Below are 19,624 nucleotides of genomic sequence, written 5' to 3' on the forward strand. Positions count from 1 at the left end.
TTGCCGCGCCCAGCCCCTGTTGGCACCGGTGTTTTAGCGGGATAATCATTTTTTACCCGGGATCAGGCACAAAAAATTCTAGAAAAGGAGTAGATCCGTGACGGTCGCTACCGAAGATACCCTGTCTACTGGCAACATTGAGGACTTCCTCGCCCATTGCCACCGCCGCCGCTACCCGGCCAAGAGCACTATCATCTACGCCGGTGATCGCTGCGAATCCCTGTATTTCATCATGCGCGGCTCGGTGACCGTGCTGATCGAAGACGACGAAGGCCGCGAAATGATCGTCGCCTACCTGAACGACGGCGACTTCTTCGGTGAAATGGGTCTGTTCGACCAGGACACCCGCAGCGCCTGGGTGCGCACCAAGACCGAGTGTGAAGTGGCGGAAATTTCCTACAACAAGTTCCAGGAACTGAGCCGTCAACATCCGGAATTCCTGTTTGCTCTGGCCACCCAGATGGCCGGCCGCCTGCGCAACACCACCCGCAAGGTGGGTGACCTGGCGTTCCTCGATGTCACTGGCCGCGTGGCCCGCACCCTGCTCGACCTGTGCAACGAGCCGGACGCGATGACCCATCCGGAAGGCATGCAGATCAAGATCACCCGCCAGGAAATCGGCCGTATCGTCGGCTGCTCCCGCGAGATGGTGGGCCGTGTGCTGAAGACCCTGGAAGAGCAGGGACTGGTGTCGGTAAAGGGCAAGACCATGGTGGTCTACGGCACCCGCTGACCATAGCGCGCTTCCGGGTACAAAGGCGATCCACTGGGATCGCCTTTTTTGTATCCATCGCCGGTGGGGGCTCCAAGACCGTGGCGGTGACTCACGAGCCGCGACACTAGAATTCCGTCAAGGAAGTCCGAGGGACTCATCTATGCGGAATCGTTACGGGTCTGTTCAACGGTATTGCGCTGTATCGCTTTTTGCGATGCTCATTCTGCTACTTGTCTCCGCCTGCGGCAGGCAGGCGGAGACAGACAGACCCGCCTACCCTGACGGTGTCCCCTTTATCAATTACATCGAGACCGGTGATCTCAGTGAGATCAAGAAGCGTGGGGTTATTCGCTTCGTCAATATATCCGGTCCCGAGGAAGACATGCTGCCGCGCGACAGTATAGTCACCCTCAGGAGTCTTGAGCTCGCCAACAAGCTGGCGGAAAAGTTGAAGCTCGAACCTCAGTGGGTCAAAGCCGATTCCCCCCAGCAAGCGCTCGAACTGGTGCAGTCCGGCAAGGCCGACGTAGCGGCCTATACCCTGACCGACACACCGGCGCGCCGGGAGCTGGTGGATTTTACCGTGCCGCTGATGCAAGCCCGCCACAAACTGATTACCGGCAGTGATGGGCCAGACATCAGCGATCCCCGGCGGCTCCACGACGTCGAACTGATCGTACATCCGGGCTCTTCCTACGTGGATACCGCCAACCGCCTGCTTGCGGAGCTACCTCAGGCAAATCTGTCCATTGTGAAAGTGGCGACCTATGAGAATCGCGATGTCTTGGCGGATCTACTGAACGAAAAAGACAACCGCGTAGCCATCCTTGATGACTTTATCGCCGATGATATGCGGAATTATCGAGACGATGTACGCATCGGGGCCAACGTCTCGGAGAGTGAAAACATCGCCTGGGCAGTGCGCAAGGATTCAAAGCAGCTGCTCGCTACCGTCAACAACTTCCTCACCAGGAACCTGGTCAAAGCGCCGAATGATCGCATTGCCAATTGGAAAGAGATCAAACAGTCCGGCGTGATCCGTTTTCTGACCTATAACCGCCCCTCGGTGTACTACCTCTGGAAAGGTGTGCTGATGGGCTTTGATTACGACCTCGCCAAGGCCTTCGCCGATAAACACGGGTTGCAGCTGCAGGTGATCGTCGTCCCCTATGACGAAACACTTATCGACTGGCTGAAAGCCGGTCGCGGGGACTTTGCCGGCGCCGTCAAAAATATCACCCAGGAGCGTATTGATCAGGGTATCGCCTTCACCACCTCCTATCGGGAAACCCCGGAGCAAGTGGTGAGCAACCGCAAGAAACCCAAGATCGAACAGGTCCAGGATCTGGCCGGGCGCACGCTGACCCTGCGCGCCTATTCACCATTCATCGCCACCGGTCGCGCGCTGGAACGTAGCGGCATCGACGTGAACGTCGAAGTTGCGCCACCGGAAATGTCCATTGCGGAAATCGTCGCCAAGATTGCCGCGGGGGAGCTCGATGCTACCATCATCGACTCCGACGACATCCTGATGGCCGCGTCACTGCAAGCCGACCTGCTGCCGGGCACCCTGGTCAGCGACCCGAGACCCCAGGGCTGGATGGTGATGCCGCAGAACCGGGAGCTGCTGAAAAAGCTCGACATATTCCTGGCCAAATACCGCAAGACAGAGCAGTACCAGCAGAAAATTGCCGCCTATTTCGAACCGAATAAGCGATTTACCCAACGGGTTTCCGCGCGGGTTATTCCGGGCAAAGATCTGTCGCCCTACGACGAGCTGGTAAAAAATTCCTCCGTGGAGCACGGATTCGACTGGCGCCTTCTCGTCGCGCAGATGTGGCAGGAAAGCAACTTCAATCCCAAGGCCGTCTCGCCGGTGGGTGCACAGGGCCTGATGCAGGTAATGCCGGCAACGGGAGAGGAAATGGGTTACCCACCGCCGCTGTTCGAACCAGACCGCAATATCCAGGCAGGTGTTAAATACCTGCACTGGGTGCGCGATCGCTTTGAACCGACACTGCCGACCATCGAGAAACTCTGGTTTACCCTCGCCTCCTACAATGCGGGCTATGGCCATCTACTCGACGCCCGTCGGCTGGCGGCGGAGTTGGGGCTGGATCCGAATGTATGGTTCGGCAATGTCGAGGTGGCGATGCTGAAACTGTCTGAGCCCCAGTACTTTACCAAGGCCCGCTACGGCTACGTGCGCGGTGCGGAACCGGCCCAGTATGTGCGCAATATCAGCGGTCTTTACAACGCCTATGCCGACATCGCCAGTGGCGACATCAGCGTACATGAACCTCAGCCTTTCTTTGGCGCGCCGACAGTGACGCCCCCATGGCGCTCCCAACGGCAACAGCCTTAATGGATGGACGCTGCGGTACCTGAACAGCAGCGGGCCGGGCGTGGGTGCCTCTCAGCGTTCGCCGCCTCATCTCCAGCCGCAGGTCGCAGAAACGATAACAACAATTGCCATTTGCAGTGGCGTTGCCGCCCTACAAGTTGATATGATGTATCATATTTTTAAATCAACGGCGCCACCAATGTCCCAACACGTGCAATTTTTCCACTTACCAACGATGACCACCGCCGCTCTTCTCCTTGGCCTCTGGCAAAGCGCCTGCGCCCAGGAAACAGACAACGACGACAGGGTTGAGGAAGAAGTTGTCGTCATTGCGCAAAAGCAGCCCTACCGCGGTGACGTTAACCCTGAGTCCCTGCCGCAGTCTGTGCAGATCCTTTTCGGCGACCTGTTCGCCGCGCAGGGCATTACGGACCTGCAGTCCGCCCTGGATCTCGCGGGGAGCGTGGCGCGGCAGAATGATCTCGGCGGCATCCAGACCACCTATGCGATCCGCGGATTTGCCGGGGATGAAAGCATGCCCAGTGGTTATCTGGTCAACGGTTTTAGCGCGGGGCGCGGCTTTAGCGGACTCAGAGACGTCTCGAACGTCGAGCGGATGGAAATAATGAAAGGGCCGGGATCCGCGCTCTATGGACGCAGTGAACCCGGTGGCACCATCAATCTCGTCACCAAGAAACCGCAGTTTACAACTGAAGGCTACCTGCAGGCTTCAGCGGGCAGCTACGACAGCTACCGACTCGAAGGCGACTATACCGGGCCGCTGAACGAGAACATCGCCTACCGTATCAACGGTGCCGTTGCCGATTCCACCGGTTTCCGCCATACCCAACCGCGCAAATACGCACTGGCCCCCTCCGTGCTGTTCCATCTCTCCGAGCACACGACACTCTCCTACGAACTGGAACTGGTGCGGCAACAGGCACTGTTCGACCGCGGTATTGTCGCAGTCGGTGGCGACCCGGATGTATTGCCGGTCACCCGATATCTTGGCGATCCGGAAAACGGCCCCTCGGAAATCCGTGCGGCGGGCCACCAGATGGTGCTTCAGCACGAACTGCAAAACGGGTGGACGCTGCTCGGCGGCCTGGGCTACCGGGATTCAACGCTGACCAGTTACTCGGCGGATGCAGAACTTTCCGACGGCCGGCAGCTCCTGTTGACCGATGGCCGCACCCTGACCCGCCAGCGCCGCTCGCGAGATTACGCCGCGGACGATCTTTCCGGCAGACTGGAACTGACCGGCAGCCTCGCCACCGGGCCGTTGACCCACCACCTGCTGCTGGGCGCCGATGCCTATGAATTCGAACTCGACTTTTCCCTCGGCCGCTGGCGCGTGGATTACGGATCCATGGATCCCACCTATGCCATCGATATCTTTAACCCGGACTACACAGGTGTGCGTCCACAGCCGGCACCCCAGATCAATCAACTGCAGGTGCAGCGCACCCGTGGGATCTACCTCCAGGACCAGATAGACCTGACGGACCAGTGGAAAATGCTGCTGGGCGTACGCTTTGATGATTTCGACCAGAGCATCGACGACCGCCTGAGTGGCCTGCGCAGTACCATGGCACAGACCGCTACCAGCCCCCGCGCCGGACTGGTGTTTGAAGCCACACCCGAGCTGTCGATTTACGCCAGTTTCTCCGAGGGATTCCGCCCCAACACAGGCTCCGATTACTACGGCACCGCGTTCGATCCAGAGGAGAGCAGTTCCTATGAAACCGGAATCAAGGCCGCCACCGAAGACGGCCGTACCACCGCTACCCTGGCCCTGTTCCGCGCCAAGAAATCCAATGTACTGACCGCAGATCCCGCCAACCCGGGTTTTTCCGCCGCGCTGGGTGAGGCCCAGAGTGAAGGGGTGGAAGTGGATCTGAGTGCAGAGCTCGCGCGCAACCTGAACCTGATATTCTCTTACGCCTATGTCAACGCAGAAACCAGTAACGATGTGGTCAATCTGGACTGGGGTGTGGAAATTCCAGCGGGCAGCCGCCTGATCAACATTCCACAGCACGCCGGTCATCTGTCACTATCGCAGGACTTTACCATTGCCGGCGCGCCGGCTTCCGTGCGCCTGGGCGTGCAATATGTAGACGAGCGCCTGGGGGAAACTGTGGATCCGGATTATGTGCTGCCGGCCTACACACTGCTCAACCTGTCTGGTTCGTACACACCCGCCGCCAAGGTGGCGCTGTTTGCCCATATCGACAACCTGCTGGATGAGCGCCATTACGTCAGTTCCTATCACAAATTGTGGACCATGCCGGGAGCACCGCGCACATTCAGCGTCGGCATCCGCTACGATCTGTAAACCCGATTTCGAAACAACGGTACCAAGAAGCTCAAAATGACCGCTGTATCCACGTTTTCTGCAAGCACCGGTGCTGGCGCAGTTGTGAATAAATCGCGTATTGCCTCTATCGATATCATGCGCGGTCTGGTGATCGTGCTGATGCTGATCGACCATGTGCGCGAACGGTTCTACCTGCACATGCAGGTATCCGATCCCATGGACGTGCCCAATACCGATCCCGCGTTGTTCTTTACCCGGCTGTCTGCACATATCTGTGCGCCGACCTTCGTGTTTCTGACCGGACTCTCGGCGTGGCTGTACGCCCATCCGAGCAGGGGTGGGGTGCGCTCACCCAGCGGGTTTCTGTTCAAACGCGGATTGTTCCTGGTTTTGCTGGAAGTGACCCTGGTGAACTTTTCCTGGGCCGGAAGCTTCGGCACGTTCTGGCTGCAGGTAATCTGGGCAATCGGCCTCAGCATGATGGCCCTGTCCCTGATCGTGAAATGTCCGCGCTGGGCAATCGGGGCAATCGGCTTCGCCATCGTGTTTGGCCACAATCTGCTTACACCGGTTGGCTTCCAGCCCGGTGAGTTTGGCTACAGCCTGTGGACCATACTGCACGACCGCGGTTTCCTGCTGAACACCGAGGCACTGCGGATCAAGATCAGTTATCCGCTATTGCCGTGGATCGGGGTGATTGCGCTGGGGTACTTTGCCGGCCCCCTGTATGCGCGTACCACAGATGCGTTTGCCCGCCGCAAAACGTTGGTAGCCATGGGATTGGGTTGCCTGGCACTGTTGCTGGTGTTGCGCGGTTTCAATATTTACGGTGAAACCCTGCCGTGGGTGGCCGGCGAAACCGCTCTGCAGACCGCAATGTCGTTCGTCAACTTCACCAAGTATCCACCTTCCCTGGACTTCCTGTTGCTGACACTGGGCATTACCTTCCTGTTGCTGGCCTGGTTTGAAAACCGACAGGGCAAATTGATGGACGTGCTGGAAGTGCTCGGCTCAGCCCCGATGTTTTTCTACATCCTGCATCTCTATGTACTGCTTATTCTCTATCAGATAGTGATCGCGGTAGCCGGACCCAATCACGGTGACCTGTTTGGCGTCGACCATATCTGGTGGGTCTGGATCATCTCCGCGGCGCTTACTCTGGTGCTCTATTTCCCCACTAAAGCCTTTGCGCGTTTCAAACACTCAACCAGTGTGGGATGGGTGAAGTACTTCTGAGTGACGACGGTAGCTATTTTCGTGCTTCATGCACCGCGCCTAATACTGTAAACCGCGACCCAGTGACTGCCGGTAGGCGCCTGCCGCTGGTATCAGGGCAATCACCAGCGCAGACACGACGCCTATCGTGCCCATAATCAAATCGACACGGATAGGATGCGGTTGAACCGGTCTCTCGCCTGGGTGCGAATCTGCTCACAGCGAGATAAAAACCAGCGCCTCCTGTGCCGAAAACACGCTAATGCATTCTATGGAGAATACAGCGGCTATCCGATAACCAATGCTTACATTGGTGCTCCACACGCTATTGAAGCAACTCTTTCAATGAATTTCTAAGCCAGTGATTCGCAACGCTCTCCCCGCGCTACAACGTATTCACCCCTGTAAGAAAAGGTAAATACGTTGCGCTTCCCTGCGCACAGCTCCGTTATTACTTGCTTTCTGGTTTCAGCCCGCGGCGGATGAGCAGTGCATCGGTGGTTGGTTCCTTGCCCCGGAACTTGACGTAGGACGTCATCGGCGGGCGGGAATTACCCACTTCAAGGATGTGCTTGCGATACAGGTCACCATTCTTCCGCGTCAACCCACCGCGATCACGCAGATAGGCGAAGGCGTCGGCGGCCAGAATTTCACTCCACATATAAGCGTAGTAACCGGCGGAGTATCCGCCGCCAATGGAGTGGGCAAAATACGTAGACTTGTAACGCGGCGGCACCGCCGGCAGGTCGACGCCGTGCTTCGCCAGCGCCTCGGCTTCAAACTGCTCTACATCCTGTGGCGGCGCGTCGGCTGGCAGTGAATGCCATTCCATATCCAGCAGCGCAGCCGACATATACTCCAGGGTGTCGAAGCCCATATTGAAGTTCTTGGCCCTCAGCACCTTGTCCAGCAGCACTTTGGGAATGGGCTCTCCCGTCTTGTAGTGGTAGGCATAATTGGCCAGCACTTCTGGATCGCTCGCCCAGTCTTCTTCAAAGGTGGAGGGGAACTCAACGAAATCCCGGGATACGTTGGTGCCAGCAAGGCTCGGATAATGCACCTTGGAGAACATGCCGTGGAGTCCGTGCCCGAGCTCGTGAAACATGGTGGTGACATGATCAAAGCTGACCAGCGTCGGTTCACCCTCGGGGCCTTTGGGAATGTTCATCACGTTGACGACTACCGGCTTCTGTTCCAGCAGCTCCGACTGCCCCACAAAGGAACTCATCCATGCGCCACCGCGTTTGCCCTCGCGCGCAAAATAATCCGCATAAAATATTGCCAGACTCTTGCCGTCGTGATCGAACAGTTCATACGCTTTTACATCCGCGTGGTAAACCGGTAGATCCGGGCGCGGCTCAAAGCGCACACCGTACAAGCGGTTCATGGTGTAAAACAGTCCGTCGTTCAGAACCCGGTTGAACTCGAAGTAGTTGCGTACCTCACTTTCATCCAGATCATACTTTTCCTGACGGACTTTCTCTGCGTAGTAGGCCCAGTCCCACGGTTGTACGTCAAAATCACCGCCTTCACGCGCGATCAAGGCCTGAATATCGGCCTGCTCGGCTTTGGTATTTTTAACCACGGCTGGCACCATGGAGTTCAACATGCTGAAGACGTTTTCCGGCTTCTCCGCCATAGTGCTATCCAACTGGTACTCGGCCCAGTTGTCGTATCCCAGCAGGTCCGCTTTTTGCGCCCGGATCTGCACCAGGCGCTGGACCAGCGGGCGGTTGTCCAGCTCACCGGATGTGCCGCGCTGGGCAGAGGCTTCCCAGATACGCTGACGCAAGCCGCGATTGTTCAATGAGGCGAGTACCGGCTGACGTGTCGTGTTGGTAATGCTGATCAGGTACTTGCCTTCGTAACCAGCATCGGCAGCCGCCTCTGACGCGGCTTTGATTTCGCTTTCCGAAAGACCATCCAACTCGTTTTTGTCCTCCACAACCACAGCGATCTCTTTGCTGAGTTTCAGCAAATTCTGGCTGAATTCCGTGGTGAGCTTGGAGTGTTCTTCATTCAATGCACGCAGCGTAGCTTTCTGCTCAGCGGAAAGCTTCGCGCCCGCCTTGACGAAATTATCGTAGTACTCTTCCAGCAAACGTTGCGACTCCGCATCCAGCTCTTTAGCGACGCGCTGGTTGTAGAGGGTTTCAACTCGCTTAAACAGGTCGGCATTCAGATAAATGCTGTCGGAATGTGCCGCGAGCATCGGGGCCAATTCACTCTGCAGAGTCCGGCGGGCTTCGTTACTATCGGTACCGACCAGGTTGAAGAAGACGCGGGATACCCGTGTCAGCAGCGAGCCGGCTTGCTCCATCGCCACAATCGTGTTGTTGAAACTGGCAGGTTCAGGATTTCCGACAATGGCCTGGATTTCCCGCAGGTGTTCGGCCATGCCCTGCTCAAAAGCAGGTTTAAAGTGCGCATCTTCAATCTGGTTGAAATTCGGCGCCTGGTATTGGAGGGAGCTTGGACGCAGTAGCGGATTATTTTCTATTACCGGCGAAGTTTGATCTCCAGTTATCTGGGCCTTCTCGGATGCCGGTGCCACTTTTTTGGAGCCCGTTTCAGACGGATCTGAACACCCAGCCATCGTTACTATGGCTACCGCGAGCAGGGATTTGCGCATTTCATTCTCCAGAATTGAATTTCGACCGTTGCGTCAAAAACCAAAACGGAGTCCTTGCCAGTTCGAAGATCAGTCCACTCGACGGGAAACAGGTTTTTGTGATACACAACTTCACATGACTGCATGTCATCGCAACAATATATCATCCCGGCGCTCAGCGGAAATTCCGCCTTCCACCATTTATCGCGCTAATAGGGCGATTCATCTCGGCAGTGTACTTGCGAGCTTTCAGTCACCTACGCTACCGAGCGGCCAAAATGCAGGTGTAGACGAACCGACCAGTCAATCAGCGCTCAACGCATTGAGCAAGGCTGATTCCAGCGCGCACCAGTTCCGAGGCTCCTGAACAATTACTTCCACTCGGCTGTCAATTGCGTCATCCAAATCCATGACACTCAGGACGTCACCGGATTTATTAAAGCCGAAAACACCCTGCCCGGTAATGAAGACACCTTTTACCCGCTCTGCATCCGCACCACTAATCAGTGCAAACAGCTGATCGTAATCAAATACCATCATCGGATCAAAACGCCAACCACAACTGTAGTAACCGCCTCCCCGGTTTTCCTTGCGCAAGTAGCCGCACTCGGGAAGCGCCTCATCTTCAGCAGAAGGTAGCGATTGATGTATGTGGGGGTAATTTTCTTCAACTTGAAAATTACTGGGCCCGTGTAACCACTCCAGTTGGATACGACCCTGTTCAACGGCTAACAGCGACTCCTCAGTATCCTTTCCCAGAAATCCGAGAAAGCGGCGGAGATTTTCCAGCTCCCGCTCACCATAGAGATCCACTTTGTTGGCAACCACCAGATCGGCGACCTCCAGTTGCTGCCGGAAGGTGTCGCTCTTCAGGTAGCGGTCGTCCTCGATGCAACGCGCATCCACCAGAGCGAGCGTAGCGCGCAGATCCAGAACGCCGCTCGCTACCTGGCCGGCGAGCGTACCCAGCACTTCCTGCGGGTGACCGAGACCAGTGGGTTCAATCAGTAAACGGTGCGGCCTGGCTCTGGTCAGCAGCTGATTCAGCGCAACCTGCATTGGCAGGCCGGCGCTACAGCACATGCAGCCGCCGGGCACTTCCCGGATAAACAGTTCTCCATCCCGGGAGGAACCAAACAGCCCGCCATCGACACCCACCTCGCCGAATTCATTGACGAGTACCGCCCAGCGCTCACCGGAAGGTTTTTTGTTCAGCAGATGACGGATGGCAGTCGTCTTGCCGACACCGAGAAACCCGGTAATGACATTGACCGGTACGCCACGAATCGCCTCCCGTTTCTGCACTAGGCAGCACTCCGCTCTGCACAGTCGTCGCAGAGGCAATCCAGCTCCAGTTGCGATGTCTGCAGACGGTAGCCAGCCCCCTCGACGGTCTCCCGCAGGGCGGCGATTACTTCGGGCTTGATACCGATTTCCCGCACTTTGTTGCAGCGACTGCAGATCAGGAACTGCGGCGTCTGGTGGCTGTGGTCACAGGCAATATGAGCACAGGCGAGGTACTTGTTTTCAGAATTGAGCTTGTGGGCCAGATTCTCTTCGGCCAGAAAGTCCAACATTCTGTATACCGACATAGCGGGGATAGATTCACCGTAATCGCGACCATACTGCTCCGCGATTTCGTAGGCGGAGAGTGGTGTCTTGGAGCGCAGCAATATGGCGAGCACATTCTTGCGCTTCTCGGTCAGACGGGCGCCGGAGGTACGGCAGCTCTGCTCGGCAGCCCCCAGGGTGCGTTTGAGTTGGGATGCTTTCATGGGCTATTTCAGTTGCAGCTGGTTGTGTTGTGCGGTGAGCGTGGTGGCTCCCTGTCTCTCAGGGGTCAACCACTGCACCTTGATCTCGTGAATGTCGGGAAAGCTCAAAAACAGCGCCATATTGACACCACTGAGCTGCGCCAGATTATCACACTGGAAGCGGTAACTGACACGGAAACTGGCGTGTCCGCCCAGCCCCCTGCCAGCGAGAGGTACATCTACCCGGGCACTCCACAGGCGACCGCCGGCCCGTTGGCTCTAAGCAGGCTGCCCCTCGTGTTTAATCGCTACACAGCAGGCGGCGGTTTGCCCAGTGAGCAGCCACCAACAGACTGGCGCCGATTGTGCTGACCACCAATTCCCAGTGCCCTTCAAGTCCCAAGGCCACCGCAAGCATCAGTATCGACACCCCGGAAAAGCCAGCAATCATCACTGCGGGACGCCGATGTTGGCGACAAGCCGCAGGAAAGCTCGCCAAAGCAATGAGTACTGCCAGCGCCAGCAGCACCAAGTGCAGCATCTCGTCTTGTACAACGGCACTCAGCACTCCCGCGCCTCCCAGCACAACAAGTAGTGGCGCTGTCAGGCAGTGCAGCAAGCACAGACCTGTAACAAAAATGCCCGCGGTATCTTTCATCTTCATTTCTCCGCTTAGCAATGGGATAACAGGGCTTGGTGTAGATCGGGCGTTACACGATGATTCCCACACAAGCATGATACAGTGTATCATATCAATCAGAAGATGAAAGCGGTCTCGGCGTCCCCCCTCTGGACATCACCGAGACTGTCAATAAACACGTGGCGACGCCACCTTCAGCCCAATATGGAGATCCCCGCATGCGAGAGCGCCTGCCCGTCACCGTTCTTTCCGGCTTTTTAGGCGCCGGCAAAACCACCCTGTTGAATCAAATCCTCAACAATCGCGACGCCCTGCGCGTAGCGGTAATCGTCAATGACATGAGCGACGTCAATATCGATGCCGGGCTCGTCAACAATGAAATACGCCTCAACCGCACAGAGGAAAAGCTCGTCGAAATGAGCAATGGCTGCATCTGCTGCACACTGCGGGAAGACCTGCTGGTAGAGGTCGCGAGACTGGCGGAAGAAGGTCGCTTTGACTGCCTGGTAATTGAATCCACCGGCATTTCCGAACCTCTGCCAGTCGCGGAAACTTTTACTTTCGCGGATGAAGAGGGGAATAGCCTCTCCGAAATTGCACGGCTGGACACGATGGTCACAGTAGTCGACGGGGCGAATTTCCTCCGGGATTACCGCGCGGCGCAATCATTGAAGGAAGCTGGTGAATACCTGAGCGATGAGGATGAGCGCAATGTAGCCGATCTGCTTGTAGACCAGATTGAGTTCTGCGATGTCCTGCTCATCAGTAAAGTCGATTTGATTGATGCACAACACCTGGAGGAGTTAAAGGCGGTGCTGCGCGGCCTCAATACCCGCGCGGAAATCCTGCCGATGGAGAAAGGCAATATACCCATCGACAAAGTCGTGAACACCGGAAAATTTAATTTTGAACAGGCGCAACAGGCACCGGGATGGCTGAAAGAAATGCGCGGAGAACATATTCCGGAGAGTGAAGAATACGGAATTACCAGCTTTACCTACCGCGCGCGCCGTCCGTTCCATCCGCAACGCGTGCACGACTTTTTTACTAATCCGCAACTCAGTGGTCGACTGCTGCGCTCCAAAGGTTTTTTCTGGCTGGCCAGCCGCCCGGATTACGCGGGTTCGTGGAGCCAGGCCGGCGGCATCGCCCAGCACGGGGCAGCGGGGTATTTCTGGAGCGCGGTGCCGCGAAATGAATGGCCAGAGAATACGGAGCAGCAGCAGTACATTCTCGACCACTGGCAAGAACCCTTTGGCGATAGACGCCAGGAGCTGGTATTTATCGGTCAGAACCTGACACCGGACTGGCTGCAGCGAAAGCTCGATGAATGCCTGTTGGACGATGTGGAAATGGATGCAGGAGAAGTTGTCTGGCGAACCTTTGCGGATCCATTTCCCAGCTGGGATTAGCCGTCGACCACCGGCCGATGCGGCATATGTCCGTACACCTTATGTTTCAACGCAACCTCAACTCAGGTTTCGATAAAATCCCCTCCATTCGGGTGAACTACCTGGCCGGTGAGATAGGAAGCGTCTCTGCTGGCCAGAAAGACAAAACAGGTGGCAACCTCACAGGGCTGGCCAGCCCGCCCCATTGGGGTGCCGCTACCAAAGTCCGCCACGTCTTCAGCAGAAAAGGTCGCAGCTATCAGCGGTGTCCATATCGGTCCCGGTGCCACACCATTCACCCGTATGCCACGATTTACCAAGGACTTCGCCAAAGAGCGGGTAAACGTGGTGATCGCACCCTTAGTGCTGGAATAGTCAATTAAATGCTGACTGCCGCGGTAGGCCGTTACCGATGTGGTATTCAGGATCACACCGTCGCTGGGCAAATGCTTAAGCGCTGCCTGGGAAAAATAGAAAAAATGAAAAAGGTTGGTTGCGTAGGTGTCCGTTAGCTGCTGAGCAGAGATATCTTCAATATCTTCGGTCGGGTGCTGCTGAGCGGCGTTGTTCAGAAGAATATCCAGGCGACCAAAGTTCTCGACGGCACGTTTGACACAGTCCTGGCAAAACGCTTCGTCACGCACATCGCCTGACAACAACAGGCACCGACGTCCCTCACTCTCGACCAGTGCTCTGGTTTCGGCCGCGTCTTCGTCTTCATTCAGGTAGACGATGGCCACATCCGCCCCCTCACGGGCGAAGTGCACAGCCGTAGCGCGGCCGATACCGCTGTCGCCTCCGGTGATCAGCGCGACCCTCCCTACCAGCTTGTCACTTCCTCGATAATCATCGCGAATAAATACCGGCGGCGGTTCCATGGCGTGTTCGCGCCCCGGCTGTTTTTTCTGACTCTGTGCTGGCCGCTTTTTCTGCTGCCTGCTAAAATCGTCCGACATTTTTCTTCCCTGACATTCTCACTTGAATCTTACCTTAAGCTGATCGCGCAGCGGCTTCATGGATCAATGCCTTTTCTCACTAGGTCGCCCATAGCCTGCTTGCCTTTTCCAATCGCGCTGCATCCGAGATAGCGCAAAACACTCGGATTCTTGAGAAATTCAATTTCCGAGTAGTCTACGATTTGCCACTGATTGCCGGATGGATCGTAAAAATTCAGAAATTTTCCTTCAGCCACATCGATCTCTTGTTCATTCAGCAACTTTTCGACCCTATCCTTGTCATCCACGACAAGACCGAAATGTCGATGGTTATCTTTGGCATCATCGGAGGATTTCATCAGGGCAATGAATTGATCACCCAGTTCAATAAATGCCATTTCATCACTTTTCGACCTAAGAGAGAAATCAAAAAAACGTTCCAAAAATTCTAACTCTTCCTCGATATCCCGAACTTCCAATGCTACGTGATTGATACCGATCAATTTCGGCTTGCTGTCATTTGCCATTACCAGGTCCTGTGTTTATCGCACGTCCTGAAGTGCACTACGGTATTTTTCAGGAAGGTCGCCCTCACGAAACTGAATGTTTTCTGCATTTTCTGGCAGTTCAACAATCTGACTAAACTGGGAGCTACTCTCTTCGACTCTGGTAGGTTTTACTTCGTACTCGGTGCCGGTATCACTGCGCTCGGCGGCGTACCCGGAACGATGATAACCTTCTCTGGTTCGCTCATACTCGACTTTCACACCGAACACTTTTGAACCAGATTGCTTTTCGAAGTGGCCGACGTCCCAGCCTGTAACATCCCCTGCGATGTAGACACGCTTTACCTTTGGATATGTCGCAGAACCTTCCCCGCGGGTCGCCTGCTCCAGATCGTAGGTGACATACATCTCTTTCGCGCCGCCTTTGTATTTTGACTCTGTGGACTGATATCCGTTGGATTCACCTTCACTGCTCATTAGGCGTTCCCCCAGGATTCGTCGTAATCCGCTTCAGTGTCAATCTCTTCCGCACGCCGATTAATCTTGCGCGCCGTAATTCCAAATTCCTCTTCTGCGGTTTGGCGAATTTCACCAATGTCATCACCGAATTTTTCTTTCCAGGAGTGCGCGTGAGAGAGGGTGACCAGATAACCAGCACGCCGATACAGCTCGGTAAGTGCGGCCCGGTCACTTGCTTCATCTACGTCATCGCGGATTTTAAGTGCCACTTCCCGCAAGTCGGTTTTGTTGTCAATGCCTTCATATATGTGCCTGTCGTCTGCCATCACCTTGCCCTCAGTTTTTGCTTCCCAGCCTGTTCCGGTTCTTCCAATAGTAGAGGAACCAATTGGGCGATTAGCGCCAATGGACTATCTGAAGTCGATGATCCCGCCCCCTTCCCGTTCAGCGCCCTATCAGTTCATCGAGAAAATCCAGCAACAAGCGCACCTTGGGCGACAGATGGCGGTTATGTGGGTAGATTCCCCAGATGCCGTCATCTTCCTCGCGGTAATGCTCCAGCAGGGGCACCAGTCGCCCTGCCTTAAGATCCTCGTCCACGTAATAATCCGGCAACTGCACAATACCGATCCCCTTCAGCGCGGCATCCACCAGTGCGCGTCCGCTGTTACAGCGGATACTGCCGCTGACGCGGATATTCCGGGAGCGGCCCTGCTCGCGGAAACGCCAGTAATCCAGAGTGCCGGGCAGGCAATTGTGCTGCCCCAGCTCCGACAGACTCTGGGGCTCGCCGTGAGTAGAGAGGTAGTGCGGGGAGGCGCAGACGTAGAGGGTGCGCGAGCCCAATCTTCGCGCCATCATGCTGGAATCCGTGAGCTTGCCGAGGCGGATGGCGAGGTCGTACCCCTCTGCCACCAGGTCGAGTTTCTGGTTAGTCAGCTCCATCTCCACCTGCAAATCGGGGTAGCGCAGGGCAAAGTCATTCACCAACGGTGCCAGAGTGGCCTCGCCATAGGTAACTGGCGCTGTCAGCCGCAATCGTCCCCGCGGCACCTGCTGCAGATCAGTCACCGCGCGCTCCGCCTCCGCGAGCGCATCCAATACCTGGCGGCAGTGCTGGTAGTACACCTGCCCCACTTCCGTCACCGATACCCTGCGTGTGGTGCGGTACAGCAGCTTGGCGGAAAGCCTGGTCTCCAGCGCACTTACTTGGCGACTAACCTGGGCGGTGGATATCCCCAGCTTGCGCGCCGCACTGGTAAAACTGCCAGCCTCTGCCACGGCCACGAATTCACTCACGCCTTCCCAGTTGCCCACGTTCACTCTCCGCTCCGTTCTCCAGTCACACCTTATGGCCCGCTGTGGTGCCATCTTATCTTTACCTATATGTAAAGATGAATTTCGATTTCGCATGATTATAAGCGGTATGGAAATAGATAGACTGCGCTCCATCCGGCGGCAGAACGCCGCCTCCAATGAACAGGAGCCCGCTATGAACGAGACCATTAAATCCAGAGCCGCCGTCGCCTGGGGCCCGGGCAAACCGCTGTCCATCGAAGAAATCGACGTCATGCCGCCCCAGGCCGGCGAAGTGCGTATCCGCGTGATCGCCTCCGGTGTTTGTCATACCGATGCGTTCACGCTCTCCGGGGACGATCCGGAGGGCATTTTCCCGGCGATTCTCGGCCACGAGGGGGGCGGTATCGTCGAGTCCGTGGGTGAAGGTGTGACCAGCGTTGCGGTGGGAGACCATGTCATTCCGCTGTACACCCCCGAGTGCGGCGAGTGCAAATTCTGCAAATCCGGCAAGACCAACCTGTGCGGCAAGATCCGCGATACCCAGGGCAAGGGGCTGATGCCAGACGGCACCACCCGTTTTTCCAAAGGCGGCAAACCCATCTACCACTACATGGGCTGCTCCACCTTCTCCGAGTACACCGTGCTGCCGGAAATCTCCCTGGCCAAGGTCAACAAGACCGCGCCGCTGGAGGAAGTCTGTCTGCTGGGCTGCGGTGTCACCACCGGTATGGGCGCGGTAATGAACACCGCCAAGGTAGAGGAAGGTGCGACCGTAGCCATCTTCGGCCTCGGCGGCATTGGGCTGTCTGCGGTGATTGGCGCGGCGATGGCCAGAGCCGGACGCATCATTGCGATCGACATCAATGAGAGCAAGTTCGATCTGGCGCGCCAGCTGGGCGCTACCGACTGCATTAACCCGAAGAACTACGACAAACCGATCCAGGAAGTCATTGTCGAACTGACCGACGGCGGTGTGGACTACTCGTTCGAATGTATCGGCAATGTCAACGTGATGCGATCCGCGCTTGAGTGCTGCCACAAGGGTTGGGGTGAATCGATCATCATCGGCGTCGCGGGTGCCGGCCAGGAAATCTCCACCCGTCCATTCCAACTGGTCACCGGTCGGGTCTGGAAAGGTACCGCCTTTGGCGGAGTGAAGGGGCGCTCCGAATTACCGGACTATGTGGAGCGCTATCTCGCGGGAGAGTTCAATCTGAGTGATTTCATCACCCACACCATGGGACTGGACGGTATCAACGACGCTTTCGAGCTGATGCACAGTGGCGAGAGCATCCGTTCGGTGATTCATTTCGACCAGTGATTACCCGCTGCAATTGCGACGCCGTGAAGGTTACGACCAAAGCGACAGCTTCATCGAAGAGCACCCGCAGTTTCATGCACGTACCTGAGTATTTAATTCACGCGCGAAAAAATAAAACGCAAAGTAAAAAGCCGGGCATTAGCCCGGCTTTGCATTGCTCCAGCTGGATCTCAGTTAAATAATTCCATCAGACGACGCCCTGGCTCCGGCTCGCGCATAAACGCCTCCCCCACCAGAAACGCATCCACATTGTGTCCGCGCATCGCGGCCACATCGTCGGTGGTATGGATTCCACTTTCCGTTACCACAATGCGGTCGTCGGGAATCAGTTCCAGTAATTTAAACGTGGTTTCCAGCTGCACCTCGAAAGTGTGCAGATTGCGGTTATTGATACCGATCAGGCGGTTGGGCAGCCTCAATGCGCGTTCAAGTTCAGCGTGATCGTGCACTTCCACCAGCACATCCAACCCCAACTCCAGCGCCAAGTCATTGAGCGCGATGAGCTGGGCGTCATCGAGACACGCGGCAATCAGCAGAATACAGTCTGCGCCGATGGCGCGGGCTTCATACACCTGATAGGGATCGACGATGAAGTCCTTGCGAATCACCGGCAGGCGCACCGCGTTGCGCGCCTGCTGCAGGTATTCGTCACTGCCCTGGAAATAATCCACATCGGTGAGCACCGACAGGCATGCGGCACCACCTTTTTCATAGCTGGTGGCAATTTCTGCAGGAATGAAATCCTCGCGAATGACACCCTTGCTGGGTGACGCTTTTTTGATTTCGGCGATCACCGCCGCCTCGCCCGCGGCAATCTTGCTTTCGATCGCACGCACGAATCCCCGGCAGGGTGGCTGCTGCAGAGCGCGCTGCTGCATTTCGTCCTGGGATACCGTCTGCTTGCGTTCGGCAATTTCTTCCCACTTGCGCTCGACGATGGTTTTCAGAATCGTTGGCGTATCCATGACTTCACTCTTTGAATGCGCTGGTAAAGGCTGCCAGCTCATTGATTTTCTCTCCGGCCAGGCCGCTGTAGATCGCGTCCTGGGCCATACTCACGCCCTCAGCGCGACTCGCGGCGACACCGCTCACATAGATGGCCATACCGGCGTTCATGGCTATGATATCAGCTGCCTTGTCACCAGCGGCGGTTTCGCGCTTGCCGAGAGCATCGCGGATCAGGGCCAGCGAGGCTTCTGAGCCGTCCACACACAGGCCGTCGAGATTCTGGCGTTCGATGCCGAAGTCTTCCGGGGAGATGGTGACTTTTTTCAGCTGGCCATTCTTCAGCTCCCAGCCGCGGGTCTCGGCGGCGATGCTGATCTCGTCCAGACCGTCATCACTGTGCAGCACCATAGCATGCTCCGCCCCCAGGCTCTGCAACACTTCGGCGAGCACCCGGGTGTAGTGGGGATCGTACACCCCGATTACCTGGCGCTTGACCCCGGCGGGGTTGGTGAGCGGCCCCAGCAGATTGAAAATAGTGCGCAGCCCCAGTGCTTTGCGAGCCCCGATCGCGTGGCGCATGGCGCTGTGATAGCTGGGTGCAAACATGAACCCCACCCCCACGCCGTCGATACAGCGGGCAACCTGCTCAGGGGTGAGCGGCAGGTAAATACCGGCTTTTTCCAGCAGGTCGGCGGCGCCGGAAGACGAGGAGACGGAGCGGTTGCCATGCTTGGCCACCCGCGCGCCAGCGGCGGCGGCAACAAAACTCGATGCGCTGGAAACATTGAACAGGTTGGCGCCGTCACCGCCGGTGCCGACGATATCCACCGCGTGGGTGTGATCGATCTCCACCCTGGTGGCGAGTTCGCGCATCACTTCCACGGCGCCGGTAATCTCTTCCACCGACTCACCGGCCATACGCAGCGCCACCAGAAACCCACCGATCTGCGCGTCTTCGGCCTCGCCCTGCATGATCTGGCCCATGGCTTCCCGCATTTCTTCGCGGGTGAGATGTTCGCCGTCCACCAGTTTGCCGATGGCCTGTTGGATATTCATTATTTTTGCTCCCCTTCCCTAAGTATTCGTACCCGGGGTTCGCAATTTCTCCGAACGTCAACGCGAAGGCGCTGATGCCGGTATCCGTTTGCGAGACCTTCTAAAACAGGGAT

Annotated in this window: 18 protein-coding genes; 6 read left to right on the top strand and 12 right to left on the bottom strand. The window is 56.7% G+C overall.

Annotated elements, in window-relative coordinates:
• Positions 1-97 precede the first annotated feature (97 nt).
• The 4 genes from crp (at position 98) to GNX18_RS11465 (ending at position 6,612) form a co-directional block, all read left to right on the top strand.
• Positions 98-733 (top strand): cAMP-activated global transcriptional regulator CRP, encoded by a 636-nt coding sequence (gene crp, locus GNX18_RS11450; RefSeq protein WP_105102941.1) that lies wholly within the window; start codon positions 98-100, stop codon positions 731-733.
• Positions 734-929: 196 nt separating this feature from the next.
• Entirely contained in the window at positions 930-3,080 is a 2,151-nt protein-coding gene (locus GNX18_RS11455; RefSeq protein WP_166218174.1) for a transporter substrate-binding domain-containing protein, read from the top strand.
• Between the two features lie 178 nt (positions 3,081-3,258).
• Positions 3,259-5,394: a TonB-dependent siderophore receptor gene (locus GNX18_RS11460; RefSeq protein ID WP_166218177.1), complete on the top strand. Its 2,136-nt coding sequence runs from the start codon at positions 3,259-3,261 to the stop codon at positions 5,392-5,394.
• Positions 5,395-5,430: 36 nt separating this feature from the next.
• Positions 5,431-6,612, top strand: coding sequence for a DUF1624 domain-containing protein (locus GNX18_RS11465; protein ID WP_166218180.1), 1,182 nt, complete (start codon positions 5,431-5,433; stop codon positions 6,610-6,612).
• Positions 6,613-7,042: 430 nt separating this feature from the next.
• Here the strand turns inward: GNX18_RS11465 and GNX18_RS11470 are convergent, their stop codons facing one another.
• From GNX18_RS11470 to GNX18_RS11490, 5 genes are all read right to left on the bottom strand, one after another.
• Entirely contained in the window at positions 7,043-9,223 is a 2,181-nt protein-coding gene (locus tag GNX18_RS11470; protein ID WP_166218183.1) for a M3 family metallopeptidase, read from the bottom strand.
• A gap of 282 nt (positions 9,224-9,505) precedes the next feature.
• Entirely contained in the window at positions 9,506-10,507 is a 1,002-nt protein-coding gene (locus tag GNX18_RS11475; RefSeq protein ID WP_166218186.1) for a GTP-binding protein, read from the bottom strand.
• Positions 10,507-10,977, bottom strand: a complete 471-nt coding sequence (locus GNX18_RS11480; RefSeq protein WP_138235012.1) for a Fur family transcriptional regulator — start codon at positions 10,975-10,977, stop codon at positions 10,507-10,509. The genes GNX18_RS11475 and GNX18_RS11480 overlap by 1 nt, the downstream gene beginning before the upstream one ends.
• 3 nt (positions 10,978-10,980) lie before the next feature.
• A complete protein-coding gene (locus tag GNX18_RS19665) occupies positions 10,981-11,214 on the bottom strand; it encodes a DUF2796 domain-containing protein (protein WP_166220590.1) in 234 nt (77 codons plus the stop codon).
• Positions 11,215-11,257: 43 nt separating this feature from the next.
• The gene (locus tag GNX18_RS11490; protein ID WP_166218189.1) at positions 11,258-11,614 is read right to left on the bottom strand and encodes a MerC domain-containing protein; all 357 of its coding nucleotides are present in this window, start codon (positions 11,612-11,614) and stop codon (positions 11,258-11,260) included.
• Positions 11,615-11,814: 200 nt separating this feature from the next.
• Here GNX18_RS11490 and zigA point away from each other — a divergent pair, with 200 nt between their 5' ends.
• Positions 11,815-13,008, top strand: coding sequence for a zinc metallochaperone GTPase ZigA (gene zigA / locus GNX18_RS11495; protein WP_166218192.1), 1,194 nt, complete (start codon positions 11,815-11,817; stop codon positions 13,006-13,008).
• Positions 13,009-13,070: 62 nt separating this feature from the next.
• Here zigA and GNX18_RS11500 read toward each other — a convergent pair whose 3' ends face one another.
• From GNX18_RS11500 to GNX18_RS11520, 5 genes are all read right to left on the bottom strand, one after another.
• Entirely contained in the window at positions 13,071-13,943 is an 873-nt protein-coding gene (locus GNX18_RS11500; RefSeq protein ID WP_166218194.1) for an SDR family oxidoreductase, read from the bottom strand.
• Positions 13,944-13,999: 56 nt separating this feature from the next.
• Complete coding sequence (locus GNX18_RS11505; RefSeq protein ID WP_166218197.1) at positions 14,000-14,449, bottom strand: VOC family protein; 450 nt, start codon at positions 14,447-14,449, stop codon at positions 14,000-14,002.
• Positions 14,450-14,464: 15 nt separating this feature from the next.
• Positions 14,465-14,905, bottom strand: coding sequence for a hypothetical protein (locus GNX18_RS11510; protein ID WP_166218200.1), 441 nt, complete (start codon positions 14,903-14,905; stop codon positions 14,465-14,467).
• Positions 14,905-15,216 carry a hypothetical protein gene (locus GNX18_RS11515; protein WP_166218203.1) on the bottom strand — a complete coding sequence of 104 codons (312 nt, stop codon included), beginning with the start codon at positions 15,214-15,216 and terminating at the stop codon, positions 14,905-14,907. Before GNX18_RS11515 ends, GNX18_RS11510 begins: the two co-directional genes overlap by 1 nt.
• A 115-nt stretch (positions 15,217-15,331) precedes the next feature.
• Positions 15,332-16,204 (bottom strand): LysR substrate-binding domain-containing protein, encoded by an 873-nt coding sequence (locus tag GNX18_RS11520; RefSeq protein ID WP_166218206.1) that lies wholly within the window; start codon positions 16,202-16,204, stop codon positions 15,332-15,334.
• 175 nt (positions 16,205-16,379) lie between these two features.
• Between GNX18_RS11520 and GNX18_RS11525 the strand changes: the two genes are divergently transcribed.
• A complete protein-coding gene (locus GNX18_RS11525) occupies positions 16,380-17,507 on the top strand; it encodes an S-(hydroxymethyl)glutathione dehydrogenase/class III alcohol dehydrogenase (protein ID WP_138235021.1) in 1,128 nt (375 codons plus the stop codon).
• 170 nt (positions 17,508-17,677) lie between these two features.
• Here the strand turns inward: GNX18_RS11525 and trpC are convergent, their stop codons facing one another.
• On the bottom strand, positions 17,678-18,472 hold the full coding sequence (gene trpC, locus GNX18_RS11535) for an indole-3-glycerol phosphate synthase TrpC (RefSeq protein WP_166218209.1): 795 nt from the start codon (positions 18,470-18,472) through the stop codon (positions 17,678-17,680).
• Between the two features lie 4 nt (positions 18,473-18,476).
• Positions 18,477-19,511, bottom strand: coding sequence for an anthranilate phosphoribosyltransferase (gene trpD, locus GNX18_RS11540; RefSeq protein WP_166218212.1), 1,035 nt, complete (start codon positions 19,509-19,511; stop codon positions 18,477-18,479).
• Positions 19,512-19,624: the final 113 nt, after the last annotated feature.

The organism is Microbulbifer sp. SH-1 (genome assembly GCF_011326135.1).
Taxonomy (GTDB): domain Bacteria; phylum Pseudomonadota; class Gammaproteobacteria; order Pseudomonadales; family Cellvibrionaceae; genus Microbulbifer; species Microbulbifer harenosus.